Genomic DNA, 26,327 nt, shown 5'->3' on the forward strand with positions numbered 1-26,327 from the left:
ATCAGTCTTCAACAATAATGAATTATCCAATTTTCTCTCTCCTTTTGATACTGTCACTATTTCAATAATTATAGAGATAATCAATTAATCCTTCCTCAACTAAACTGCACCGTTAGCACAAGAAGCGATTGCTCTAATCGAACAATCTTTCTTAGAATTTAGGGTATTACCTTTATTTACCGATATATTAGATGATTTCTAGAAAAGCAAAAATAACCTCTTAAGGGCAAGACCCAAAGAGGTTAAATAAATTTATTGTCTGTTTTTATTGAGTGTCTTCGTCACCTTTGTACTCCAAAATATCACCTGGCTGACAATCCAAAGTTTTACATATCGCTTCTAATGTTGAAAAACGAACCGCTTTCGCTTTCCCATTTTTCAGAATAGAAAGATTCGCCATAGTAATTCCAACCCTTTCCGAAAGCTCCGTTACGCTCATTTTTCGTTTTGCTAACATCACATCAATATTAATAATAATTGCCATATCATCCACCTCAGACAGTCAAATCGTTTTCTGATTTTATATTAATCGCTTCTTGTAGAAGTCGTTGGAGGATAGCAGCAAAAACGGCGATAATCAATGAAGCAAAAATGATGATGAGTCCCATTATTCCAATAGGAGGGTCAACTCCCTCTGCTATAAAATGGAAGAGTGGCAAACCTAATACATACAAACCACTGATTATAATCGCACAGCACTTTATGTTCTTTAACGCCTTTACAGATAATTCCGAGAACGCTGTGTTCTCGTCAATGTACCGTAAAAGATTAAAAGCCTGATAGAGAGCAAAGTAAAAAGCCACAGCCGATCCATACATCACGATGAAAATGAGATATTTCATTAAGGAAAAATGTGGATACAATCTTGATGCGAAATTAGCCATATTGGGTACTAAAAATATACATAAAGCAAGAACTGCAATTCCAGCCAGAAAAATAATTACCTTTAAGAAAGTTGTTGAACCTCGTTTAACATTCATATTAAGCACCTCACTTATTTAATAACATTATAAATTTAACACAAATTTTATCGTTTTACGATAAATCTATATTGTTTTTAATTATATTATTATTGTTATTTATATATCCTTTTAATTTTGACATTCATTAAAATATTCACAATAAAAAACTCGACCCATAACTAATGGATCATTCAACATCAACTAAACTGCTCCGTTAACCATCCATGAAGCGCAAAAATCAGCTCTTCACCACAGAAAATGAAAGATGATTAAGTTCTTTCATGGGAGTACAATAAGAAAAAAGAGCTGCATATGCAACTCGATGATCTTTAATTAAAGCACCCGTTCGTTTAAGTACATTTTTTCACAATCTTATATCTCCATTAGTATCTCTCAATTTTTATTGTTATATTTTCTTCGCTAATTGCTACGTTTTCCGTTTCAGAAACATTCTTAATAGAATCTTTAACTATTTGTTGAATCATCGTATCATCAACTTTTACATCCTTCGGGAAACCTACTGATACATCAATAATTCCTTTAGCAGGACTACCATCTAACATTATTGCTATTGACTCACTATCAAGTTCCGTTTGTTCTGTAATAGATACTATTATTTTATCTCGTAATTCTGATAATAAATTTGATTTTGGTGATATATTAGCATCATTTTCCCCGTCTTTCGGAGCATCTATTACTTTCACTTCCGGCCCTCCATTACACCCAACTAACAAAATTGAACTAAATATAATCCCTGAAATTATAGCTTTTTTCAGCATTTCTAATTTCTCCTTTCAAAAATAAAGTGCATATTCCACAACAATTCTCCATACGTAAGTTTGATGATAATATTAATATTGGTCGGTTGTTGCTCCTAAGGTAGCACCACGTATCATAGAATTGTCATTATATTTTTTTAAATCACTAGGTTTCCCTGTAACTACTATCCCAATAATTTTAAGGTTCTCGGGTTCTAGTTTTATTTTGCCCTGATTAGTTATGTTATTAATAATTTTCTCTGCATCGCCGTGATAATTACCACCATCTTCCTTTACCTTCTCTAAGACTGATATAAAGTTAGAGGCAGAATAGGCTTCTGCACTTCGGTTATACGGAAAGCCATATACTTCAAAACCATAGATCGTATCGTCACGGAAATTCTTATCTTTGTTAAATTTATTATCATTTTCTATATCATCTTTACTAAACGTATCTACCCAATACCATGCTAATTGTTTTTTAAATACCTCATTTACTTCCTCAATGGAGTATCCATCATCAAATGAAAAAGCCATTTCTACAACTTTGTTATCATCAATCACATTAAGTAATTTTCTATCATCAAATATTTGCTTATAATTTACTTGTGGATGAAAAAATTCAACGACTCTTTCTCCTTCATAATACAAAGGAATTCGCTCATCATCTGAGTAGCCTAAGCCAGAAGGACCATTATTTGAAATAAGTTGAGATGTTCCCAAAATAGTAAAAACTTTTTCCTGTTCCCCCCATGGAATCGGTACTCCTCCAACGATTTTTACTAACTTCGTTTTTGCTGTAGCTGAAGTTAGAGAGTAATTATATATTGTACCTCGCTCTTCAATGTTGGCACCCATAATTCCGCTCCAAGTCGAATCTAAGCTTGTCTCCTTTTCCATTTTTATTTTCATTACTGTATCGCCAATAAAATATAGACCAGTTAAAACGATCACACTAATAAATAAGGAAATAAACACCATTTTAATCATTGAACGTCTCTTCGCTTTTTTCACTAAATCCTCAAATTCAAAATCTTTATGTATAAATTCATTTTCTTTGCTCATTTTCATACCTCCTGTATTGTTCAATAAATTCTTTTCTTGCCCTGTGGAGAGTAGTCTTTACCGATCCTTCTTTCATGCTATATAATTCTGCTATTTCATTTATTTTCAATCCAGTACTATATTTAAGAAGAAGTAATTGTCTATGTTTCGGCTTTAATCTTTTTAACAGTTCATGTATATCTTTTTCTAATTCACTTTGTAAGAGGACACTTTCAGGTGTGTCTTCCTCAAATAATTCTTGTAAGTTAAATTTCAATAAAATTTCTCTCCTCCTAGATTTCTTGCGAGTCATGTCATAATATTGATTTACTGCTACTTTAAACAACCAACTTTGTGTATTAGTAGTTTTGACTGAATCAATATATTGTAAGAATTTATAAGCAGTATCCTGAATAATATCTTCTGCATCTTCCTTCGAAGCACCCATTTTTAATAGGTAAGAGTAAACAAATTTAAGTATTTCGTTAAGTTTTTTTCCCATCACGGAATCATTCATATCAGACCTCCCACCTTTAAAACGTTTTAATAATTAAAAGGTTAACAAAAACTTCTCAAAAATAATTTACTTGTTAGTCTAATACATTATTAACTACTGATAAATTTGACTGTAATAAAAAAGGATTAGACTATAAGGATTTTACATCCATGCCCAACCCTCTCTAAAATATATATCAAGTGCCATAAATCCCCTTTGCTTGATCCTCTATAGCTAATAAGTATATAAAGTTATTTCTACCTTCTGTTTTTATGGACTATTTGTCATACGGTTCAACGTTCTTAACTAACCTGCTCTGTTAGTGAAGTATTTATTTCTATGTAAACTCTTTCCAACAAATTGGAAATAACTTCTCTATAAATAATATTTTTGGAGGAATGTATTTTGTTAATGTCAAAAGCATGGAAAACATATGCATCTGAAATGAGAATTGAAGGTTTTTCCTTACAAACTTTAAAAGCATATCATCTTTAGGCGACATTACTTACTCGCTATTTTGAAGATGTTGATATTGAAACACTTACGACTGTTCAACTAAAAGAGTACTATCTAGTGTGTATCTTAAACCCTCTAGTCTTGCTCACCGAATTCGTTTTATGAAATCATTTTTCCGTTGGTCACATGAAGAAGGACATATATCTAAAAATCCAGCAGCTAAAATAAAAGAACCAAAAGTCGGAAAACGAATTCCTAAGTTTTTAACCGAAAGGGAAATTGAACATTTAAGGGAGGCATGCCATACTCAAACACTCCATATAAAATAAAGTCCGTTACTAAAACAGAAATGATGGAAATTTCCGATTTTTTATTACGCCATTTTTTATTAATCTTTTTAAAATGGAGGCCTTATTTTCTGCAGTTTACGTCTCATTGCTTCAAATTCTTTTTGACATTTTTCACAATCCACTAAATGCTTCATTTTGAAGCTCATTAAAGGTTTTATTTAACCATACAGTAAACTTTTCGCTCTCTTCGAACTGTGGATAATGAGCTGACTCTTCAAATATAATAAACTCTTTTACCGGTGCTTCCAGACTATCATAATAATTTTTTGCAGCATTAACAGACGTCATATAATCGAATTTCCCCATTACAAAATAAACCGGCAAATCCACTCGATTTACAATATCCGGAATATTATGTTGTGCCTCTTCGTTCAATAAAGTTTCTTGTGTAATACAAACCCCTCTTAGATAACGAATTACATCCAGCCCGTTATATTCAGTATTTAAAAGAAATCCTATTTGATAATCTCTATTATCATTAATAAGTCTTGCCGCACCTCCATATTTACGTACAAGATTTCTCGGTGTCTGCGCTTCTCCCTGTTCAATCAATCGTTGAAGTAGCATTAACCTTTCTACATCATGCAAATTCCCGTCTAGTTTTGCCTGTTCCATTGTAAATTCTAGACTGTCCAACTCACTTTGAACCGTATTGGCTACTTGCCCAATTCCTATATACGCATAATATTTCTCGGGTGCTTCAGCGACAGCTTGCATTCCAATATAAGTACCAAATGAATGCCCGACTAATAAAACCTTTTCTTGGTTAAACCTCTCCGAAATGTAATCAGTTACTGCCAGCAAATCCTCAATCAGTAAGTCAGTGGTTAGGTTTGAATAGTCTTCAAAGAAATGATAGGATTTTCCACTGCCACGCTGATCATAATGTACAATGGTAAATTGCTTTTCAAGGTCTTTTTGATATTTCCTTACATAAGGAATTTCGGAGCAGGCTGGGCCACCATGAACAAAGATGAGAATTGGATTGCTTGTATCTACTCCTCGAATCATAATTTCATGTCCTGTCCCATTAATTTCAACCTGTTCCATCGTACTTATGCTATGCTCCCCCTTAATGTGTGGTGTCCATGTAGGAAAAAACATCCAGATCAAAACAATCAACAAAGTAATTATTAAACTAAACTTGGATATTTTAGTTATACTCCTTAGCATTCTATTTCTCTCCTCACGGTATAGCCATATAATCTAATTATTACTATTATCCAATTTCATAGTCAAAAGCATCTAATCTATAATTAGTTTATTGGGTGAAGTGTTTCTAAAAACCTCATTTACTTATGATACGGTTCACCATAATTAATGTAAGTGCGTGCGTCTTTTTCATATAAACTTTATAATGTAAAAAAGGATGTGATGTAATGGATTTAACAATTGGATTTTTACCTAAAAAGTATTTCTCAAAATCGCCTTCCTCACATGGTGGCTATCCTTTTTTCGTATCTGAACGGCTTTTATACTCTTTAAATATTGGTGAAATGTATTATCCTGAAATTCCAGATAAGCAACTTATTGCATTTACCGAAAGCCTAGCACCTTATCCGCTTTATTATTTATTCGAACTAAATGACGAGGATGACTACAAAACCGTACAACAGATGCTTGTAGAAAATGATATTATTTTTGAGACGCTTTATACATCTCCTAAAAGTACTTTTCTGCTTACTACCATTCATGACAGTGAGGAGTTAGCACATCTAATTCCAACTCTTATTTGGCAGCACAATTACAATATGAGTACATTTTGGTCTCCTCATAAGCATGCTTTTACTATCGAGAAAAAGACCTGGAACTATGGGAAATACGTTGAACTAAACGATACCGTTTGCATAAATTTCAATCAACCGACAACTGTTTTCTGGCTTGGACATGACTTCCACGGAACAGATATTTATTCGAATGAGGGGAAATTCACAAAATTAGGGGATGTTCAACAGCTACTACCAACCTTCATCAAAACAGAAATTATTGAATTTGAATAAAATCAAAACCACCTAAAATGGTGTCAACATTTTAGGTGGTTGTTTTATAAACCGTACTTATTTATGATACGCTTCACCGCAACTAATATTAAATTCATTCCTAAAAACAGAATTCCTTCAACTAAACTGCACCGTTAGCCATCCATGAAGCGCAAAAATCAGCTCTTCACCACAGAAAATGAAAGATGATTAAGTTCTTTCATGGGAGTTGAATAGCACCCATTTAGAAAACAGCCTAATTTAAAGAGCAAATCACGTTAATTGTGAATTTGCTCTTTTTCTATGTTTCACATAAAAATATCAAAGATGAACTGCATACTCAAACTCTAAAAACATATGTTGAGTTAACAGAATGTTCACAAAATCAAAAGGGGATGAATGAATGGATGCTCGAACTTTTAGGCCTCGTAATGTGATTTGTATGACAATTATCGTTTTTATATCGGTGTTAATTGGTTACGGGATATATATAAATTTTATTGATGTTCCTTTCCCATGACTGTCTTATTTCTTTAACTGACTTAACAAGTATTTTCGGTTGTCTAGTATGCGCTGATCTTTTGGCTTAAATTTACGTGCTACTTCATTATGCTGATATGCATTTTCATAGAGACGCAGGCGATTGTATAACAAGCTTAGCTGTAAATGTGGAAGCCATGTGGAATAAGCGTGCTTGTGAATAGCCATTGTCTGTTCTATAGGTTGCTGTAATGCTTGTGAATACCAGTAAATAGCCTCTTTGTTTTTCGATTGCTCCATAAAAAAATGACCGATTCGACAGCATGTTTCTGGTCTTGGTCGATCATATAATAATGATTGTAAAATAGCTTGTGTTGCTTGTTTTGAATCGTGTAGCTGTTGGTAGCAATCCGCTAAATTTAAGCAAGCTTGAATTTGATCATCAGCAGAGCCTTTTGTGGAATCTAGGAAAATATTATAGTGATTGATTGCTTCTAAAAATCGCTGGTGAAATTTAAGCTCATTTGCATAATGAAAAGTTTCTCTAGCTGAAAATGGGTGCCCTTCTTTCTTTAAATGCTCATAAATATTAATATTGCGATGAATATCACTTTTTATTGGCAAATGTGTAATTGCTATATCGCTATGATAGAGCTGGCCTGTTACATCTAAATATTCATGGACGGCACCCTGCCACTGAAAATTACGTGCACGTTTTACGAGACGATACCTTTTTTCACTTGATTCTACACAGCCATCAGCATCCAGCGTTACATAATAATCCATTGAAACAGCATCGACGTTTGGATGAAAAAGAGATTGTTTAAGTTGTAGGAACTTTTGCTGATGTTCTGTTGTGATCACGTCATCTGCATCGAGCCATAAAATAAAATCTTTCGTCGCTTGTTGAAAGGAAAAGTTTCGAGCTTTGGCAAAGTCATCGCACCAGGTAAAGTCGAAAATTCGAGAGGTATAGTTTCGGACGATATTTTTTGTACGATCAGTTGAGCCCGTATCAATAATATTGATTTCATCCACTAAATGTTGAACGGAGTCTAGGCATCTTTCAATAGTACATTCTTCATTTTTAACAATCATACATAAACTAATCGTAAACATCGGTCCCCTCCTTTTTTTGTAATAATATATGCAAGCTTAAAAATTTAACGAGGCTATTTACCATTTTATCTCCTAACTTTTTGAATTTATCACCCAACTTTTCCGTTTTATCGACATACACCTTGAAAAGCACAAAAAAAACGAACGCTACACACACGTTCGTTTTTTGTCTTATAAGTACTTTTCACGCCACTTTAGTTGTTCTTTTTCTGTAAGCTGCTGTTCTAGGTGCGAATCCCATTGGTTTAACAGCGCATTCCATACTCGAACGAATAAAATATCTTGTTCTTTATCGTGAAGGACAAATTCAAGGCATGGGATATCATTGATTTGTTTAGCGTCTGTTTCAACAATTTTTGAAATTATTTTTTGAGAGGCTCCAGCTTCAGCTTTTTCTTCATCCTCTTGCTGTAGCGCTTCTATTAACATTGCTTCTTCGAATTGCTCCTGCTTCTCAGCCTCTTCATCCACATAGCGATATAATTCTGGTAGGTCATCATATTCTTCTATATTGTCCTCGTCGACAGCAAGAAATGCAAGATGGCATGGACTATAGTAAAGGGTAGCCATCTCCACATCTAGCTCCTCTTCGAAGATGCCACGTTCCAGCTGCTGCTGTCCTTTAGCGGTTAATCTATAGAAGTCTTCCGTTTGCTCAATAAGACTTACTCGGGACATTAACGATACTAAATCCTCAATAAATAACGGATCAACTAGTAATAGCTCACTTAATTCTTGTGCGTTTGCAAAATCCGCTTCCTGTATGCTCATTAACAGCATTGTCATCAAGACATCCATAGTAGAACGACGAACTGGCTCATAGGTCACTTCTACTGTTCGAATCGGGATGCACCATTCATCGGTTTTGACGATTTTAATATTTCGATTTTGATGAAGTTCACGCATTAAGCGCTGCTGTAATTTTGACAATCTACATCACCTGTCCTTCATGATTACGCAAGCCGTTATAGGATTTCACGGTCTCTAACAAATTGCTGTACATCTCTCGTGTATCTGGATGCTTCGCACGTTTGGCAAACATCTCAGCACTTCCGACAAGTAATAATAGTTCCCGTGCACGAGATAAGGCAACGTTTAAACGACGATAATCTCTTGCAAAACCAACGTCTCCCCCTTTAGGCGTATTACGTACCATACTAACTAATATGACGTCCATCTCCATACCTTGGAACTTATCGACTGTCCCTGTTCTAAATTGAAGATGCGGTAGCTGTAATTCCTGTTGCAGAAGGCGATTGATTTTCTTTACTTGCTCCCCATAGAAGCTAATTACTCCAACACTTTTTTGTGCATCCTGAGGTATGCGCCCAGCTGCTTTAGCTTCAATAACAGCTTTGTTCATATCTATTAAAATACGACGAATTGTTTGTAATTCACCCTCATTGTAACGACTCGTTCCGCCCTTTACCTGCTCCTCTAGATAAGGTTTTTCAGTTGGAATATCAATCCATAGCAAATGATCATCTCGGTTCACAAATTGTCCTTCTAGGCAATGGTCTCGTGCTGCATCCGAATCTGGTAAACCACATTGCAGACCGTTTTCCTCTTTCGCGTAAAACGGTGTAATACTGTGCATAATTTTTTCATGCATTCGATACTGCAATGCCAGCATTTGCTTATGTGTTTGCGGTAAATTATTAAATAAACGTTCAAACAGTGATTCACGCAGTAAATTTTTCAACTCCTGTGCGCCGTCAAAGTTTGGATTTTCATCGAGCATCGCCTTTAACGTTTCTTCCAACGTATCGTCTCCAAGTAGTGGAGGTAGCTGATGATGATCGCCTACTAAAATAACTTTTTTACCTTTAAGCATTGGCAATAATAGCTCTGGTGGTGTTGCCTTCGAAACTTCATCAATAATAACAACATCAAATGTCGGGTAGTTCTCCATAAACTCCTTACTTGCCGAAGCAACGCATGTTGTACCGATCACATTCGCATGACGCACATATAATTTACGAATTTCATCTAAATCGTATTCAGTAGCATTTTGTAGCTTGTCACGCCATTGCTCTTGTAATTTTTTGCGAAGAGGTAGTTGCTGTTCCTTACGCTGTAATTCCACTATTGCTGTTTTCGAGGATGCAATTGCTTCCACTACTTCCTCGGAAGTGCGCTCTGGTGTTGATTGAAGAAGCTTTGTGCATGCTGTAAGCTGCTTCTCCTTCTTCAATCCAGCTATATTAATTTCTTTTATATTTTCTTCTAATTGTGTTAGCTGTAGTTCAATCTCTTGTAAGTTCGTCTGCGCTGTTTGAAGTGCCGCTTTCTTTGGTAGGAGCTGTGAATTAGCGTGCTCCACTGCCTCAAGTTGTTGACGTGCTGTTTGAAGTGAAGATTTCGATTGTGATACGAGCATTTTTAAATGTTCTACAGACTCTTCTGGCTCAGCATCAATTTGGAATACCTCAGCTAACTGCTGAAGTCGTTCTGTATGCTGTAAAAATGGCTGCAATTGTCGTTGCAAGCTTTGGACGTCAAAGCTAGTAATGGCGCATTCTTGATGTAATAGGCCTCCAATACCTTTACGCAAGGACTCAAACTCCCGATCTTTATGATCTTGTTGTTGTTTAAGAGCTACACCCTTTTGCCAGACAAAATCACGACGCATATATAATCCGAGCAAGAAACGCTCAATTTGCTCGGCAGGTGGTGTTTGATCATCTTGAAAGGCTGTATTGAGCTGTGCAAAAACACCTGTTAGGTTTTGCAATGAAAACGATTGAACTTGCTGCACTCTACTTTTAGCAAGGGCACGTTCTTTTTCTTCATCAGATACTAACGATTCAAGCTTTGCGATCGCTTTTTGTAGACGTGAATTGATGGTTGCCCACGCCTCTAAATCTTTGGCATCCTCTAAATGTTGCAAACGGCTAATTTGCTGTGACAGCACATAGGATGGGCGAATGTGATAGTGCTGTAAAAATCGTTCAATTCGCTCATAGGACGTTAAATTACTGATATATTGTTCGGCTTCCTTCATTAATTGAAGACGATTATTTTCCTCTTCATATTTCGATTGGATATCTTTGAACTGCAGTGCTAAATGTTGCTTTTGCTGTTGCAGCTCCTTATATTGAGCAGCTGCTTCCAATTGCTCAATTTTTTGAGTAGTTTCTTCTATAGTAAGCTTCAGCTGCTCTATAGATGGGCTTTCAGCAAGGGTTTGCTCAAGCGACTTTACAGCAGGCTCGATTTGCGCCAGCTGTTTTTCGTAATGCTCTTTATGTGCCTCATTCTCCTGTTGTTCAGCTTTTGCTGCCTTTAATTCTTTCTTTAACGCTTGTATTTCCTGCTGTAAAATTGGCTCATCTATTGCGGCCTGCTCTTTTGCAGCTATTTCCTTTGTTAACTCCTCAAGCCACGCCTCAAGCTTTGCTAGCTCTTCTTCAGCCTTGATAATACTTGATTTTAGTTCTTGCTCACGTTCTGTAAAAGCTGTTATTTCCTCTTCAATCGCTACGAGAGTTTGCTCACGCCAATGAAGCGCAACATTTTCCTCAATAAACTTTTTACCCTCTTCTTCTATGCTTTCCGTTCTACCGTAACGTAAAATTCGAATTTCTTGATTGGAAAGAAGTCGTCCTAAAGCATTATCAACGGCGAGATTTGATTGAGAAGCTACGAGTGTTTTTAAGCCCGCCTTAACATTTTGCTGACAAATTTCAGAAATAACAGTTGTCTTACCTGTGCCAGGAGGTCCTTGAATCACATACAAATCTTCAACAGACAATGCTCCTAAAACAGCCCGTCTTTGATATTCGTTTAAATTATTGTGAAAAACAATATCCTCTCGAAGCTTGGATGCTCGGACAGTTGGGCGTTTTTCAAATAGTATTGTCTCTAAATTAGGGTTAACTGCCTCGCCTTTTTCTAGTTTTGTAAAACCATTGCGTAATCGTCTAATTTGACTCAATGTCGCAAAATTACTAAAGCTCGCTTGCTTTGAACGAAGGTTAAGTTGATCTTTACGTGCTAAATCCTGCACAAAAGGCTTTAAGTCAATTTCTATTGTCTGCTTTCCTGCATTAGCCTTCAATACTTGTCCAATTTCACCGCGTACCCCTTGAATGCTCACACTTAACCCTTCAAGCTTCTTCCATTCCTTCGATTTTATATAAGGGCAGACAATTGTCAGCCTAGTAAAATCTTCGTTAAAATAGCTTTGTTTAAACTCTGTATGAATATCATCAATGGTCGCATCGCGTTCTTGAATTTTTAAATAGCCTTCCCAGCTTGATATACGCTTTTTCACATATTCTGTGCGTTCCTCGGCTATCGGTAGCGCTCTTATTTTTGTATGAAGATCAAGCGGAATGCCCGCTCCATTATTAGGTCTTGTCACAAATTCTAATGCTGCTGGTAAGCGTCGGTTCGTATTGATTGGGCCTCGCATATGTACAAAACGAATATTTGTTGCTAGCAATCCTTCAACCTTTAGCACACAATCCATAATGGCTGTTTTCTCAGCAATGACGTCGGTTAGCTTTTCATTTTGCTCCGCATTAAAATAAATCGATAAAAATGTTTCACCAACTGTTTTTGCTTTGCGCTTTTCGATATAAACGGTGAATGTTTTTTGTAAGGCAAAAAAGGCATGCTCGTTTGCTGAGCATTCCTCTACCGCTTCCTTCGCCTTATTCGTCAATATTAGACTACAGCGTTGTTTTTCTAGTATAGCGATGTCCTGCATGAGCAGCCCTCCCTTCCGTTTCACTAAAATCCTATTTTATCACATCGTAAAAGGATACTTGAAAAGAAAAATCCCCTGCACAGTGATTTCTTTCCACTGCGCAAGGGATGAATTTTATTTTAATGTTGATCAATCGGTTCTTTCGGCAATGTTTTGCTCATTTCACAATACTGTACAAAAACACGAGCCAATTCACGTAAACGATTATGAACATCTTCGTCGACTATATGATTATTTGCATCAAAGTGAGATGTGTGTGTGTATACATAGTTCGGAGTTACAAGCGCACGGAAGTAGTCTAAAATTGGTTTCAACTGATTCTCTACTACTAAATGGTGCTGATACGTACCACCATTTGCCACAATCGATACAGGCTTATAGCGCATTGTTTTCGGATGCAAAAAGTCAAATGCATTTTTTAAAACGCCTGGAATCGATGCTTGGAAAATTGGTGTAGCGATAATATACGCATCCGCTTCTTCGAACTTTTGAATCATTTCTTTCATGTCATCATTTAACGGTGAACCGTCTACAATTTGATGCTTATATTGACTAAAATGCATAATTTCTAACTCGAAACCTGCATCTAATTCTTTAATATATTGCTCCACTTGTTCTAAGATAGCACCAGTTTTACGACCAAACATTGTGCCATCAACGAGTAAAATTTTCATTTTCGCTTTGCCTCCACATTCATTTCTACAATAATATTGTAACAAATGAAAAGAGGCACGGAAAGAATTGTGATGGTTGAAACCGTAAATTCAGTCTTTAGGCGGAATGGAGTCTACGCTGGAAATATGATTTCTAAAAGTTATTAAAATAATATTTGGCCCATATATGTGTAGTTGATTTCCTTTCCGGCTGGGCGCTTTGTTGTGGCTGTCGCTTCGCTTTCGCACAGATAAAACAATTGTGGCTGTCGCTTCGCTTTCGCACAGAGCAAAGCTTCCTGGGGCGTCCGATGACCACTTCACTCACGTTGCTCGCTCCATGGTCTCATCCGTGACGCTGTGATCTGACCCCAAGGAGTCGCCCAGCCTTCACTCCAATCAACTTATCTGCTTTGAATACATTTTAATAAAGAAATTTCGGTGATGAACCTTTATTTATCCTGACGACGCTGGAATTTTACTTCTATATCAACTACGGTTTCCTCTATTTTATATTTATCTCGATTAATCACGACTTCACGATTTACTTTATCGCCTTCATCGTTAGATCTCGATAATTTGCGATTATCCCAATTAAATAAATTCTCCCTTGAAACATCCTCACCCTGCGTTTCAGGGAAATCTAGCTTAGCCAATTCCTGAGATGGATAAATTGTAACCGGCTGTTTATTGCCATATAGCGCAATAACGATCATCGCCTTCGCAACCTGGGAAGCTTCTATAGCTCTTGAACGCTTTAATGGCCCAACTAATAACGGCTTTACTAGCTTTAAAGCTTTCTCACCCGCCTTTTCACCTAAGCGGAATTCCTCTCTATCGCCAACCAATAAAGATGGGCGAATAATTGAAAGTCTCTGTAAGCCTAGCTCTATAAGGTCATGTTCAAGCTTTCCTTTTACTCGATTATAGTAAAATGATGAACTTTCATTTGCCCCCATTGCTGTAATGACTAGCATATGTGGGATTCCTCGATTTTTCGCTAATGAGGCAATCGTTAACGGATATTCAAAATCAACTTTCTCAAATTCCTCACGTGATCCTGCCTTTTTAATCGTTGTTCCTAAACAACAATAAAGCTCATGTGCAAATTCGATATCTTTTTCCTCTAAAGTATCAAAATTACGAATTTTCACTTCTAGCTTCGGATGTGTAAATGCTAGCGCTCTTCGTGCAATAACCGTAACTGAAATATATTCATCGTTTTCACATAATTGTTCTACAAGAGAGGTACCTGTTAATCCAGTAGCCCCTACAACAATCGCTGCGCGCATTCCCATTAGTTGTACCCCCTTCTATACGGAACAAAAGTTTTGCTGAAAAACTTGCAAACTCTACTTTATTTATCGGTTAAAGAAAGAGCTCTTACTCATTTAATTTTAAGTTTTTATCATTTATACGTCGTTGAAAATGATTTAATAATCCTAATTTTTTACACATACTTGCCCATCATTCACCATAGTTTAAATAGACGGATGAAAGGATGGGATACATTTGCAAAACGAAATTCAAACAACGGAACTAAAAAAGACGATTGTTTTCATTATTGAAAGCTGTATCGATAAAGGGCTGTATCCTTTTGAACGGGTTGCAACGCTGGCAAAGCTACTTACAAATCAAGAAGTTTTCATATTTGTAAAGACCCCTTCAAACGATGGAATTCAAATTTTAATGAATGAAAATCTCTCGCCAATCTTATTTGAACATTTCGATGAGCTACCAAAGCAAATGAAAGGTATTCAACCTGATTTAATTGTAAGAGATGGTCGTAACTCCGAAAGTTGGCAAGTACAAAATTTACGACCGTTCTGCAAAACTATCATTCATTTTGATGATTTTGGCGAGGGTGGCCAAGCCTGTGACTGTGTATTGCTAGCACTCTATCAAGAAGTTAAAGATTATTTACCATCCCATTATATTGGGGGGAGTTTCAACTTCGCATTACCACAAGCTTTTCAGAAGTTTGATGATAGACCCGACAGTAAAATACCTGAAAATCCACCTCATATTGTTGTTGCTTTTGAGGATGGGGACGAGCATAACTTAACCTACCGTACTCTTCGACACTTAACGCAGCTACAAATTCCACTACAAATTACAGTGATGATTGATGATAGCTATCGCCACGCAACCGATGATCTGCAAATGATGGTGCTTAGTCGTCGTAATACTGCCATTCTTCGTGATAAAAACGCACTCCTAAAACTATTACCAAAAGCAGATGTAATTATTTGCAATGCTAACTATACACCTTATAAAATCGCCTCTTATGGTGTACCTTGTATTACTCTTGCACAAACTGAGGCTGAGCTATTACATGCCTTCCCTCGCGAACAGAACGGCTTTATTCACCTTGGACTTGGTCGCAAAATGAAGCAATCACAAATCCAAAACGCTGTTATGGAGTTTTTATTACATGAGGCCCGAAGCGAACGTGCTGTAAAAAAACAACGACAGCTCAATCTAGCAAATAACAATGAAGCACTACAGTCATTACTTTTAGATTTCGCTTACGATCGACACAATATCGCTTCTACTTAGTGATTCTTTGAAGGTGGATATGATACAATATAGAAGAATTTCATCTTTAATTATAGAAGTGAAATCAAGCAACATTAGTACCCGATTGATAGTAACCAATAAGCGGTGGGGGATAAAAAAACCTCCATCGCTTTAACTTCTTCAGCGGATGTCAAGGAATCGAAATTTGCGCAAGCACAACGCCGATTCCGGACGCAATTATGCCGAGGCATAATTGATACGCATTCGCTATACAACTATACACATAAAGGAGCAATCATCATGCCATCAAAAAGTGATATTGAATATCAAATTAGAGAGTTAAAAATGGATTATATGAATTTACAAGGCGACATCGAAAAGCTTGAATCTACAGGTCATAATGATCAAGTAGCAAAAGCAGAGCAACGTCTTGCAAATATGGAAGCTACGCTAGCGCAATTAAATAAACAATTAGCAGAACTATAAAAATGATATCGGCGGTCATAAAATAACTTAGGCCGCTCTCTCGGAGGAACGTATATGGCAATATTAACAGTTGAAAATTTAGGTCATTCTTTCGGTGACCGTACACTTTTTAAAGATGTCTCTTTTCGTCTAGTTGAAGGTGATCATATTGGTCTTGTAGGTGCAAACGGTGTTGGTAAATCAACATTAATGGGCATCATTACAGGTCAAACAATCCACGATACTGGTAAAGTTGAATGGCTTCCAGGAACGCATTACGGCTACTTAGATCAGCACACTGTATTGACAGCTGGCCGAACTATGCGTGATGCATTACGTGACGCATTTCTTCCTTTATATAAAAAAGAAGAAGAGCTTAATGAAATTACAGGAAAAATGGCCGAAGCAACACCTGAAGAATTAGAAGATTTACTAGAGCAAATGGCTGAAGTGCAAGATGCTCTGGATGCAGGAGATTTCTATTCTCTTGATATGAAAATTGAAGAGGTTGCACGCGGTCTTGGTCTTGATGCAATTGGCTTAGAACGTGATGTTGCTGCCCTTTCAGGTGGTCAACGTACAAAGGTTTTACTAGCTAAGCTATTACTTGAAAAACCAAAAGTATTATTACTAGATGAGCCGACGAACTATCTGGATGAAGAGCATATTACATGGTTAAAAAACTATTTAAAGAACTATCCACACGCTTTCTTATTAATTTCGCATGATACAGAGTTTATGAATGACACGGTGGATGTTATCTTCCAACTAGAATTTTCAAAATTAACTCGCTATACAGCGACATATGAAAAGTTTTTAGAGCTTGCTGAAATCAATAAGCGCCAGCATATTGATGCTTATGAAAAACAACAGGAGTTCATTAAAAAACAAGAGGATTTCATTGCGAAAAATAAAGCTCGCTACTCAACTACTGGTCGTGCAAAATCTCGCGCCAAGCAGCTTGACCGTTTAGAGCGTATCGATCGTCCTGAAACAGCTGTAAAGCCTGAATTTGGCTTTAAAGAAGCACGTTCTTCAAGTCGTTATGTAGTAGAGGCTGAAAACTTAGTCATTGGCTACGACAAGGACAAGCCGTTACTTCCTCCACTTACATTTGCTATTGAACGTGGGGAAAAAATTGCTCTAGTTGGTATGAATGGTGTAGGTAAATCAACATTATTAAAAACAATGTTAGGCAAAATAAATCCGCTAGACGGAAAAGTAATTCGTGGTGACTATCTTTACCCATCATACTTCGAACAAGAAGTAAAAGCTGAAAAAATCACACCTATAGATGACGTCTGGAATGCCTTCCCTTCAATGGAGCAAGCGCAAGTACGTGCAGCATTAGCACGCGCAGGACTAAAAACGGAGCATATTACTCGCCCTCTTAATTCTTTATCTGGTGGTGAGCAAGCAAAGGTTCGTTTATGTAAGCTTATGATGGATGAAGCAAACTGGCTTCTATTTGACGAACCGACAAACCACTTGGATGTCGATGCAAAAGATGAGCTAAAACGTGCCATGAAAGAATTTAAAGGCACAATCGTACTAGTAAGTCATGAACCTGATTTCTATGAAGGTTTAGCAACAAAGGTTTGGAATGTCCAAGACTGGTTTACTTCAGGACAACAAAACTAGAAATATTAACAATATGGGCAGTTACCGCTGTGATTCATGGATCAGTTCGGGGCTGCCCTCTTTTTTTGTCTTAAAATCGAGTGGTGTCGATAGCATCAATTTGGCAGTTCTTCAGCATACCTGAGCAGTTTTTCGACCTACCCGATCAGTTTCCTGGCTTACCTGAGCAGTTTTTCGACCTACCCGATCAGTTCCTTGGCTTACCTGAGCAGTTTTTCGACCTACCCGATCAGTTCCCTGGCTTACCTGAGCATTTTTCGACCTACCCGATCAGTTCCCTGGCTTACCCGAGCAGTTTTTCGACCTACCCGATCAGTTCCCTGGCTTACCTGAGCAGTTTTTCAACCTACCCGATCAGTTCCCCAACCTATCCAAGGTTTTGAAAACAGCTCTTTTCTCAGTCCAAAACAAAAATTTATTTATCTATGCATAAAAGCCTGCATTAAATCATATTAATAATCAGTGGATTAACAATATATCTATCTCCTTTAAATCAGACTATTTCTCTCTATATTAGAACAGCTCTCTTTATACTATGAACTTCTATTATTAATATTGAGTAAACTTACATCATTGTAAGCTGAATTCGCGAAACTTTTCGCTCTTTTGTGCGTATATTTTAGTGTAGTAGAAAAAATTCATTTCTGTTTAAAAATTTTCAAAAAACTATTGATTTATATATAGCTTACTAGTAAGATATATGTATAACCTAATTAACTTACTAATAAGATATATATTAAATATAATTCTAAAAAAGAAAGCGGGGAATGAAGAATGACAGTTACAATTTATTCACAAGCGAGCTGTTCTTCATCCAGAAAAGCATTAAAATGGTTAAAAGATCACAAAATCGAATATAAAGAAAAACGTATTACTTCACATCCACTAACACTTGCTGAATTTAAAGAAATTTTAAGCATGACAGAAGATGGAACAGACGAAATCATTGCAACTAACTCAAATGATTTTAAAAATTTAAATGTTGATATTGATCAGCTCTCTATCCAAGAGTTGTTTGCCATCATCCAAGCTCACCCAAGAATGTTACGAAGCCCAATCTTAATTGATGAAAAACGTATTCAAGTTGGGTACAATGAGATGGACATTCGCCGTTTTATTCCACGCAGAGTACGTGCTTATGAGTTAAACGCGATGACAAGATTGGCACAAGAAAGTTAAAACAGTTTTGGAGTTGACCTTATATGGATCAAGAAAAAGAAAGAGCCATTACCTCGTTATTTGAAGTAGTATCTTCCATAGAGCGTAAGTGGGCAAACGAGTGGAATAATCATAATGTACTCGGCTTTTCAAAATCCCATATTTTAATTTTAGACTACTTATCGCAGGAGGGACCAAAACGCCCTTCTGCCATTGCTGATCGGTTAAAAGTGACAACAGGTGGTGTCACTGTTTTAACAAGTAAGCTCATTAATGCTGGCTTTATTGAAAAAACACAGCATGCAACAGATCGACGAGCATCCCAATTGAAAATTACTGCTGATGGCGAAAACATTTTAGAAGATTCCCGCCAGCAAGTTAACGCAATTATACAAAATATGTTTGGTATGCTGTCAGCTGAGGAAGTACAAACATTACGAGATATTTTTGCAAAATTACTCAACGCTGAATCTAATCGACATGAGTAAACGCTTCATTTTCACACCGTAAAAAGTTAGATTGCATGTCTAACTTTTTACGGTGTTTTTTTTGACGAGTTTCGAGTTTCTAGTAACTCCCCTCCCCTTTTTTATCAGCGGTGCCCGAGATTTTGACGGATATAACTTCCGGAATGATGGATAGAACAGGCAAAGTGACTTGACTAAAGTCTTGTGCCTAACGTTGGGATTTCGAGGTTTAGCGGGGTTTCTTGCTTGTTAGTGGCGCAACTTTATGGTTTGGCGGCGTTCTTTTCTTGGTTGGCGGCGCAACTTTATGATTTAGCGGCGTTCTTTTCTTGGTTGGCGGCGTAACTCTATGGTTTGGTGGCGTTCTTTTCTTGGTTGGCGGCGTAACTCTATGGTTTGGCGGCGTTCTTTTCTTGATTGGCGGCGTAACTCTATGGTTTAGCGGCGTTCTTTTCTTGGTTGGCGGCGAAACTCTATAATTTGGTGGCGTTCTTTTCTTCGTTGGCGGCGTAACTCTATGATTTGGCGGCGTTCTTTTCTTGGTTGGCGGCGTAACTCTATGGTTTGGCGGCGTTCTTTTCTTGGTTGGCGGCGAAACTCACAGTTTTAGCGGCGAATTCCAACATAAGCTGGAAAATTTAGAGAAAATAAATCAGGGTTGAAAAACTTTGTATAGAATTTTACACAATATTAAAGATTTGACTCTATCAACGATGTTCGGGCGTTTATCAGCGGTTCTTGCTCTTCTATCAGCGATGTTCGGGAGTTTATCAGCGATTCTTACTCTTTTATCAGCGATTTTTGCTCTTCTATCAGCGATGTTCGCGCATTTATCAGCGTTTCTTACTCTTCTATCAGCGATGATTCGATCCTTTATCAGCGTTTCTTACTCTTCTATCAGCGATATTCGATCCTTTATCAGCGGTTCTTGCTCTTCTATCAGCGATGTTCGATCCTTTATCAGCGATTCTTACTCTTTTATCAGCGATGTTCTGAAGTTTATCAGCGATTCTTACTCTTCTATCAGCGATGTTCAGGAGTTTATCAGCGATTTTTACCCTTCTATCAGCGATTGTGAACCCTTTAGCAGCGATGTCCATCTTATACTAACTTTTACCATCAGCGCTGTTCATTCTCCTGGCTTTAAAAATCCATACAAAAAAAGATGCATTGCAAAATAATTTTGCAATGCATCTTTTTTTTGGATTGAATTGGCCGGGCGAATACTTCCGTCTAAGTAATTATGCTAGTGCGACCAATGCATTTCATTATGCTGGTAGCACAGACTCTACTATGGATGCATCGGCCATTAGCATTTCTTTTAAACGGGCTTTTGCACGGAATAAACGCGATTTCACAGTACCAATTGAAACTTTCATAATTGAAGAGATTTCTGCTAGTGAAAATTGGTCTATGTAGAAATACCATAATGTTTTACGATAGATTGTATCTAATTGACCCATTTTATCCTGTACTAATTTAGTAACAATATCTTTTTCAATTTTTTCTTCTGTTGAAATGTCATTATTGGGAACCAAATCTAATATCGGTACGTCTAATGTTTCAGGTTGGTTCATCATGTATTTACTACGTCGTGTTTTTTTACGATAGCGATCTCTAAATGTATTCATTGTAATTGTTGTTAACCAAGCTTTAATATGCTCTACCTCGGCAACGCTATCCTCATAGCGCACAACTTTTACCCATACTTCTTGCATTAAATCTTCAGCTTCTACATTATTGCGAGTAAGTTTTAAACATAAATGGTATATGTAACGATTGTATTCCTCATATACGCCTTCTAATTTTTCATTCATTGTGTATTCCTCCGCTTCTTGTTCTTGCTTCTATACACATTCTCGCAAAATAATGTATTACACTCTATCGTATTGGCTTTCAATTACATTACAATCGTGTAAGCTTAAATGCTTTCACTTGTAATATTCGTAAATAATGTTTTATTACTATATTTATTATTCGGAGAAAAGCTTTATAACACGCCCCTCCCTCTTCTTTTTTATTAAATATTCAATAGTATTCCCTTAAAATTCCTAGCGCGAAAGAAATCAGATTTTTCATACCTTTCAAACACTTAATTCAGAAGCAACAACTTGAGTTTTTCGTTTGACCGAGTTCAGACCATTTTTTTCTAATCAAATTCAAAAAAATGTTATATGATAAATGAAATACTATAAAAAGGAGCTGGCTATTATGATCTTTTCACCATTATTTGAACACGATGTACCTGAAGTTATTCTCCCTTAACGGAGAATTATCATTTCTCCGTTAAGGACAGGCATTGTCTAGAGCTAACGGAGGGGAAAAAATGAAAAAAACCTTATTAGGTTCCTTATATTTATCACTTGCTGCAAGCATTTGGGGCGGCATGTATGTAGTAGTAAAGGTAGTTGTTGATACCGTACCACCCTTAGAATTAGTATGGCTGCGCTATACGATTGCCATCATCGCTTTGTTCATTATTGGCACTATTACAAAGCAATCGTGGAAAATTGATAAGCGGGACTGGCTGTTAATTTTTATGATTGGGTTAATTGGAAATACGATTTCTATCGTTGCCCAAGAAATTGGTACTATGCTGTCTACTGCTCAAATGGGCGCCATCATTACAGCAACGACACCGGCATTTATGGTTGTTTTTGCGCGATTCATTTTAAAAGAAAAAATCACTTTAAAAAAAGCTGTTTCTATTCTTCTAGCGACGTTCGGAGTCTATATGATCGTAGGTAATGCACATATCGATGCCTCCCATCAGTTAGGTGGGGTTGCTCTACTAATCGCTGCCCTAACCTGGTCATTGATGTCTGTCCTTATTAAACGGGTACCAGAGCAGTATTCACAAATCGTTGTCACTAGCTACGGAACACTTATCGCTATCATGGTCTTAACACCTTTAGCCATTCCACGACTAATAAAATTAGACTTACATGCTATGGCAGAGCCATCTATCTGGGGTGGCCTACTCTACTTAGGCGTTATCTCTACAGCGTGTGGCTTCTTACTGTGGGTTCGTGGATTACAGATGCTTAATGCCGCAAGTGGTGGTTTATTTTTCTTCTTTCAACCAATTGTCGGTACCTTCCTAGGGTGGCTATTACTAGGGGAACAAATCGGCCTATCCTTTTGGGCTGGAACTGCATTAATCTTTAGTGGTGTACTATTGGTTATTCGTGAATAAACACTAAAAGCTGAATGATCTTTCTCATTCAGCTTCTTTTATGCTTCTACTTTCACATAACGTCGTAAATGTTTTGCTGTATATGAGTTTTCTATATCCAATAAATCGATAGGATAACCTTCAAAAAGAACATTTCCTCCTAAGTTTCCACCCTCTATCCCCATATCGACGATCCATTGTGCCTGGCTCATAATTGATAAATTATGTTCCAACACAATTACTGTCTTCTTTTTACTTAAAAGTTTTTTAAACAACACGAATAAATTATCAATGTCAGCTTCGTGCAACCCTGTACTCGGCTCGTCCAACACAATAAGGTCATTACTTGGGTCACCCAATATTTTTGCCATTTTTACCCTTTGAAGCTCCCCACCCGAAAAGGTGTCTAAACTTTGACCTAATTGTATATAACCTAAATTCGCCATAATTAAATTGACCATAATCCTTTGAATACCTTGATCACTAAAAAATTCTTTGGCCTTTAAGGGCGTCAGCTGAAGTACATCGTGAATGCTCAATCCCTTCCACTTAAATGAGAGTACTTCGTCGTTATATCTTTTCCCATGGCATTTCTCACAAACCTGATCAACGTCTCCCATATAGGCCAAGTCGAGTGTTATATGACCTTTCCCTTTACAAACAGGACAAGCACCTTTTCCATTAAAGCTAAATAAAGATGCACTTTTATGGGATGCACGAGCAAAGAGCTCTCTTATTTTATCGAATACATTGAGATAAGTTAGCAGATTGGATCGATTGCTCCCATGTATAGGGCTTTGATCTAGTACTATAGTTTTAGGATACTTTTTAGTAAATAAATAACGTATCAATGTACTTTTCCCTGAGCCCGCAACACCTGTTACAACAGTTAAAGCTTGTTTTGGTATTTTGACTGTTGCATCCCGAACATTATTAAGATTGACATGATCAAGTGTATAAAATGACGGAAAAGCCATTTTGTCTGTGTTGACTGTATGTTTTTTGGATAAAGCTTTACCAGTGAGCGTATCGGAAATTAGGAGATCCGAATAGTTTCCTTCAAACGTTATCCTTCCTCCATTTGCCCCCGCATACTCGCCAATGTTAATGATATGATCGGCCGTTTTAATGATATCTGGATCATGATCAACTAAAACAACTGTGTTTCCTTTTTTCTTCAATCCATGGAAAATTCGATTGATGCCAACAATATTCTCTGGATGAAGTCCAATGCTTGGCTCATCAAAAATGTATAAAACATCAGACAATGAACTAGTCAAATGCTTCGTCATCTTTATTCTTTGAGACTCTCCGCCCGAAAGTGTTGTGATATTTCGGTTAAGGGTGAGATAATTTAGCCCTACTAACTGTAAGCTTTCAAGTTTTCCAATTAAATCTTCAATAATAAGTGATACAGCCGGACTATCGATAGATTGTACAAATGACAATAAATCATCAATAGACATATCCACACAATCCGCTATAGATTTACCTTTTATTTTAGCTGAATGTACTGTTTTATTTACTCTAGTACCTAAGCAATCTGGACAAGTACGAATTTCTAGGATTCTCTTTAAATCGGATTGATATTTGGAATCTTCTTTTTCTATAAAACTTTTTTGAATCCGAGGTAGCACTCCTACATATGTAGAAGTCTTTGGCCAACGCTCAGTGGGATTCTTCGGAGAACTTCCTTCATTGTAAAGTAGAATATTTAACTCTTCTTCTGTATATTGAGAAATATTTTTATCATTATCAAAATTCCCTGTCTCCGTATAGCGAGTTAGCCGCCAACCGCCAGGCTGAAATGTAGGAAAATGAATGGCGCCTTCATTAAGTGATTTGTCAAAATCAATCAATTTATTAACGTTAATCTGTTGCGTCTCTCCAATACCTTTGCAAACCGGACACATCCCTTCCGGATTATTGAACGAATACGCCATAGAATAACCAATAAACGGAGTAGCCATTCTAGAAAACAGCAAGCGCAGACTAGTATAGATGTCTGTAAATGTACCAACAGTCGAACGAGCATTTCCTCTGACTTTTTTTTGATCAATAACTATTGACACTGGCAAATTTTCTATCTTATCAACGACAGGCTTATCAAAATGCGGCAGTAATTGTTGAATATAACTAGAGTAAGTTTCGTTTAATAATCTTTGGGATTCAGCAGCTAGAGTATCGAAAACCAAAGACGATTTTCCTGATCCAGATATGCCAGTTACAACAGTGATTTTATGCTTCGGAATATCAAGAGAAATATTTTTTAGGTTGTTTGTCTTTGTCCCCTTTATTGAAATAAACTCATTCATGATCCTTCAGCCTTTCATCCTTAAGAGCCTTGGAAAACTTCATTGATAGCTCCGAAAACAACTCCAACTCTCCCTCCGAAAATACACTACCTGCAATTTCGTAAAGTTTGTCATGACCTGCTTCTATGTTTGTTATTAGCGCTTTTCCATTGGCAGTCAACATAGTGATTAACTCTCTTCCATCTTGGACATTTGGTTTTTGTTCCAGATAATCTAAATGTTTTAGTTCTCTCAAAGATTTAGATAGTTTCGTTCTACTTATCCCTAAAATAGTACTTATTTGCGACGGTAATAATTTTCCCTCTTCTGATAACAAATGCAAAATATCATATTGTATCCAACTTATATTTTGCAAATTTACTTTATTTCTCTCTGCAACCAATTCACATTGCAAATTAATTAGAGCATTTTTTATTTTTTCCACTTATTTCACCTCGCATATAGTTTCTATTTAGAAATTATATTTCTTTAGCAATTAATAATCAAGAATATACACTCCAGCGAATAGTTCAATGTAAAGGTGATAACCGAGCAATACCCAAGTCCGTTACGATTGGGTGCTTTTTTGGGAGGTTAGATGGGCATACGATAATGAACCAAGATGGACTCTGCCCCGCTTCATTGAGCATAATAAAACCACTCAAATACGAGTGGTTGAATAAAACTTATTAAAGTTTAATAAAGATGTGCATTCCTCAATTAGTGATAAAAGATTCCGCATTTAGGTGCTCACAATATTCCCTTATTAGCTTCCATTCATCATTTTGTTCTTTCCTAAATCTCTGAACAAATAATTTCACTACCTCTAAAAATTTCCCGTCCATTTCAAAAGTTACCCAAAACGTTGCAATCACTTCATTTTCTGATGCAGGTGTAGTATACAATTCTTTAAAATGCCATTTTGGATCATGGCCTTCATACTGTTTATATGCCTCTACCCAACCTTTACAAGTTTCTTCGTATCCCCAATCTGAAATATCAGTACCAGGCCCTACCCACCGTACTGCTATATCCCGTGAAATTAAAGCAATCATTTCATCCGCGTTGCAACCATTCCATACTTTTTGAAAACGATTAAAAAAACTTTGAAAATCTTCGATTAATGTTGTCGTAGAAGACATTTAAAAACCCCCTTATAAAATATAGTCCACTAAGTACATTAACACAAAACTAAAAATTGAGAAAACTCCAAAACTACTACTATTTGTAAATAATTTGAAGACTTTTTCCTCTTAAAAAAATGGCGACAAAATCTAAAAGCAACCCCAAGAGTAGATGCTTTTTAGCAAACAAGTTATACAATCTGTCTACCAGCAGTTGCTTGCTGAAGGATATGTAGAAAGTAAACCAAGAAGTGGCATTTTCATTCTACCTTTTATCAGACCCTAGCCCCATCCGAATCCCAACATAATGATGGATTCTGGCTTTTGAAGATACCAATGGACGTTTGGGGAATATATTCGAACGCCCAATTTTTCAGCTTCAAACATTAAATTCCCTGCTTTTATATGTTTTAAATAAAGTAATACATGCGGACCAGCTTTTTCTCCTATTACTTAAATCGAAAGTGGCATT

Annotated in this window: 23 protein-coding genes; 8 read left to right on the plus strand and 15 right to left on the minus strand. The window is 36.7% G+C overall.

The window, feature by feature from the left end:
* Positions 1-265: 265 nt before the first annotated feature.
* From ACIQ7N_RS18775 to ACIQ7N_RS18800, 6 genes are all read right to left on the minus strand, one after another.
* Positions 266-484, minus strand: coding sequence for a helix-turn-helix domain-containing protein (locus ACIQ7N_RS18775; RefSeq protein ID WP_049662949.1), 219 nt, complete (start codon positions 482-484; stop codon positions 266-268).
* Positions 485-494: 10 nt separating this feature from the next.
* Entirely contained in the window at positions 495-980 is a 486-nt protein-coding gene (locus ACIQ7N_RS18780; RefSeq protein WP_402934896.1) for a DUF2975 domain-containing protein, read from the minus strand.
* Between the two features lie 365 nt (positions 981-1,345).
* On the minus strand, positions 1,346-1,741 hold the full coding sequence (locus ACIQ7N_RS18785; RefSeq protein ID WP_402934899.1) for a topoisomerase: 396 nt from the start codon (positions 1,739-1,741) through the stop codon (positions 1,346-1,348).
* 72 nt (positions 1,742-1,813) lie between these two features.
* Positions 1,814-2,785 carry an anti sigma factor C-terminal domain-containing protein gene (locus tag ACIQ7N_RS18790; protein WP_402934902.1) on the minus strand — a complete coding sequence of 324 codons (972 nt, stop codon included), beginning with the start codon at positions 2,783-2,785 and terminating at the stop codon, positions 1,814-1,816.
* Positions 2,769-3,281, minus strand: a complete 513-nt coding sequence (locus ACIQ7N_RS18795) for an RNA polymerase sigma factor (protein WP_402934905.1) — start codon at positions 3,279-3,281, stop codon at positions 2,769-2,771. Before ACIQ7N_RS18795 ends, ACIQ7N_RS18790 begins: the two co-directional genes overlap by 17 nt.
* 896 nt (positions 3,282-4,177) lie before the next feature.
* The gene (locus ACIQ7N_RS18800) at positions 4,178-5,239 is read right to left on the minus strand and encodes an alpha/beta fold hydrolase (RefSeq protein WP_402934908.1); all 1,062 of its coding nucleotides are present in this window, start codon (positions 5,237-5,239) and stop codon (positions 4,178-4,180) included.
* Between the two features lie 206 nt (positions 5,240-5,445).
* Between ACIQ7N_RS18800 and ACIQ7N_RS18805 the strand changes: the two genes are divergently transcribed.
* A complete protein-coding gene (locus tag ACIQ7N_RS18805; RefSeq protein ID WP_402934910.1) occupies positions 5,446-6,066 on the plus strand; it encodes a hypothetical protein in 621 nt (206 codons plus the stop codon).
* A gap of 504 nt (positions 6,067-6,570) precedes the next feature.
* On the opposite strand, the gene ACIQ7N_RS18810 is transcribed toward ACIQ7N_RS18805, so the two are convergent.
* The 5 genes from ACIQ7N_RS18810 to ACIQ7N_RS18830 all read right to left on the minus strand — a co-directional run bounded on the left by ACIQ7N_RS18810 (position 6,571) and on the right by ACIQ7N_RS18830 (position 14,309).
* The gene (locus ACIQ7N_RS18810) at positions 6,571-7,644 is read right to left on the minus strand and encodes a glycosyltransferase (RefSeq protein WP_402934913.1); all 1,074 of its coding nucleotides are present in this window, start codon (positions 7,642-7,644) and stop codon (positions 6,571-6,573) included.
* 171 nt (positions 7,645-7,815) lie between these two features.
* The gene (locus tag ACIQ7N_RS18815; protein WP_402934916.1) at positions 7,816-8,574 is read right to left on the minus strand and encodes a hypothetical protein; all 759 of its coding nucleotides are present in this window, start codon (positions 8,572-8,574) and stop codon (positions 7,816-7,818) included.
* 1 nt (position 8,575) lies between these two features.
* Positions 8,576-12,358 (minus strand): DEAD/DEAH box helicase, encoded by a 3,783-nt coding sequence (locus tag ACIQ7N_RS18820; RefSeq protein ID WP_402934918.1) that lies wholly within the window; start codon positions 12,356-12,358, stop codon positions 8,576-8,578.
* Between the two features lie 119 nt (positions 12,359-12,477).
* Positions 12,478-13,032, minus strand: coding sequence for an NADPH-dependent FMN reductase (locus ACIQ7N_RS18825; protein WP_402934921.1), 555 nt, complete (start codon positions 13,030-13,032; stop codon positions 12,478-12,480).
* A 431-nt stretch (positions 13,033-13,463) separates the two neighbouring features.
* Positions 13,464-14,309, minus strand: a complete 846-nt coding sequence (locus tag ACIQ7N_RS18830) for an NAD(P)H-binding protein (protein WP_402934924.1) — start codon at positions 14,307-14,309, stop codon at positions 13,464-13,466.
* A 214-nt stretch (positions 14,310-14,523) separates the two neighbouring features.
* Here ACIQ7N_RS18830 and ACIQ7N_RS18835 point away from each other — a divergent pair, with 214 nt between their 5' ends.
* From ACIQ7N_RS18835 to ACIQ7N_RS18860, 6 genes are all read left to right on the plus strand, one after another.
* Positions 14,524-15,570, plus strand: coding sequence for a PseG/SpsG family protein (locus ACIQ7N_RS18835; protein WP_132360126.1), 1,047 nt, complete (start codon positions 14,524-14,526; stop codon positions 15,568-15,570).
* A gap of 261 nt (positions 15,571-15,831) precedes the next feature.
* Entirely contained in the window at positions 15,832-16,017 is a 186-nt protein-coding gene (locus ACIQ7N_RS18840; protein ID WP_132360124.1) for an SE1832 family protein, read from the plus strand.
* Positions 16,018-16,071: 54 nt separating this feature from the next.
* Entirely contained in the window at positions 16,072-17,637 is a 1,566-nt protein-coding gene (locus ACIQ7N_RS18845) for an ABC-F family ATP-binding cassette domain-containing protein (protein WP_132360122.1), read from the plus strand.
* A gap of 774 nt (positions 17,638-18,411) precedes the next feature.
* Positions 18,412-18,816 (plus strand): transcriptional regulator Spx, encoded by a 405-nt coding sequence (gene spx, locus ACIQ7N_RS18850; RefSeq protein ID WP_053484570.1) that lies wholly within the window; start codon positions 18,412-18,414, stop codon positions 18,814-18,816.
* A gap of 23 nt (positions 18,817-18,839) precedes the next feature.
* Positions 18,840-19,283: a MarR family winged helix-turn-helix transcriptional regulator gene (locus ACIQ7N_RS18855; RefSeq protein WP_132360120.1), complete on the plus strand. Its 444-nt coding sequence runs from the start codon at positions 18,840-18,842 to the stop codon at positions 19,281-19,283.
* A 647-nt stretch (positions 19,284-19,930) separates the two neighbouring features.
* Complete coding sequence (locus tag ACIQ7N_RS18860) at positions 19,931-20,443, plus strand: hypothetical protein (RefSeq protein ID WP_402934929.1); 513 nt, start codon at positions 19,931-19,933, stop codon at positions 20,441-20,443.
* An 87-nt stretch (positions 20,444-20,530) separates the two neighbouring features.
* Here the strand turns inward: ACIQ7N_RS18860 and ACIQ7N_RS18865 are convergent, their stop codons facing one another.
* On the minus strand, positions 20,531-21,079 hold the full coding sequence (locus tag ACIQ7N_RS18865; protein WP_132360114.1) for an RNA polymerase sigma factor: 549 nt from the start codon (positions 21,077-21,079) through the stop codon (positions 20,531-20,533).
* 509 nt (positions 21,080-21,588) lie between these two features.
* Here ACIQ7N_RS18865 and ACIQ7N_RS18870 point away from each other — a divergent pair.
* Positions 21,589-22,458: a DMT family transporter gene (locus ACIQ7N_RS18870; RefSeq protein WP_402934932.1), complete on the plus strand. Its 870-nt coding sequence runs from the start codon at positions 21,589-21,591 to the stop codon at positions 22,456-22,458.
* A 38-nt stretch (positions 22,459-22,496) separates the two neighbouring features.
* Here ACIQ7N_RS18870 and ACIQ7N_RS18875 read toward each other — a convergent pair whose 3' ends face one another.
* The 3 genes from ACIQ7N_RS18875 to ACIQ7N_RS18885 form a co-directional block, all read right to left on the minus strand.
* The gene (locus ACIQ7N_RS18875; protein ID WP_402934935.1) at positions 22,497-24,752 is read right to left on the minus strand and encodes an ATP-binding cassette domain-containing protein; all 2,256 of its coding nucleotides are present in this window, start codon (positions 24,750-24,752) and stop codon (positions 22,497-22,499) included.
* Positions 24,745-25,176 carry a MarR family winged helix-turn-helix transcriptional regulator gene (locus ACIQ7N_RS18880; protein ID WP_402934937.1) on the minus strand — a complete coding sequence of 144 codons (432 nt, stop codon included), beginning with the start codon at positions 25,174-25,176 and terminating at the stop codon, positions 24,745-24,747. The genes ACIQ7N_RS18875 and ACIQ7N_RS18880 overlap by 8 nt, the downstream gene beginning before the upstream one ends.
* 271 nt (positions 25,177-25,447) lie before the next feature.
* Complete coding sequence (locus tag ACIQ7N_RS18885; RefSeq protein WP_402934940.1) at positions 25,448-25,873, minus strand: Cif family virulence factor; 426 nt, start codon at positions 25,871-25,873, stop codon at positions 25,448-25,450.
* Between the last annotated feature and the right edge of the window lie 454 nt (positions 25,874-26,327).

The sequence above is a fragment of the Lysinibacillus sp. NPDC095746 genome (assembly GCF_044763535.1).
Lineage (GTDB): Bacteria > Bacillota > Bacilli > Bacillales_A > Planococcaceae > Lysinibacillus.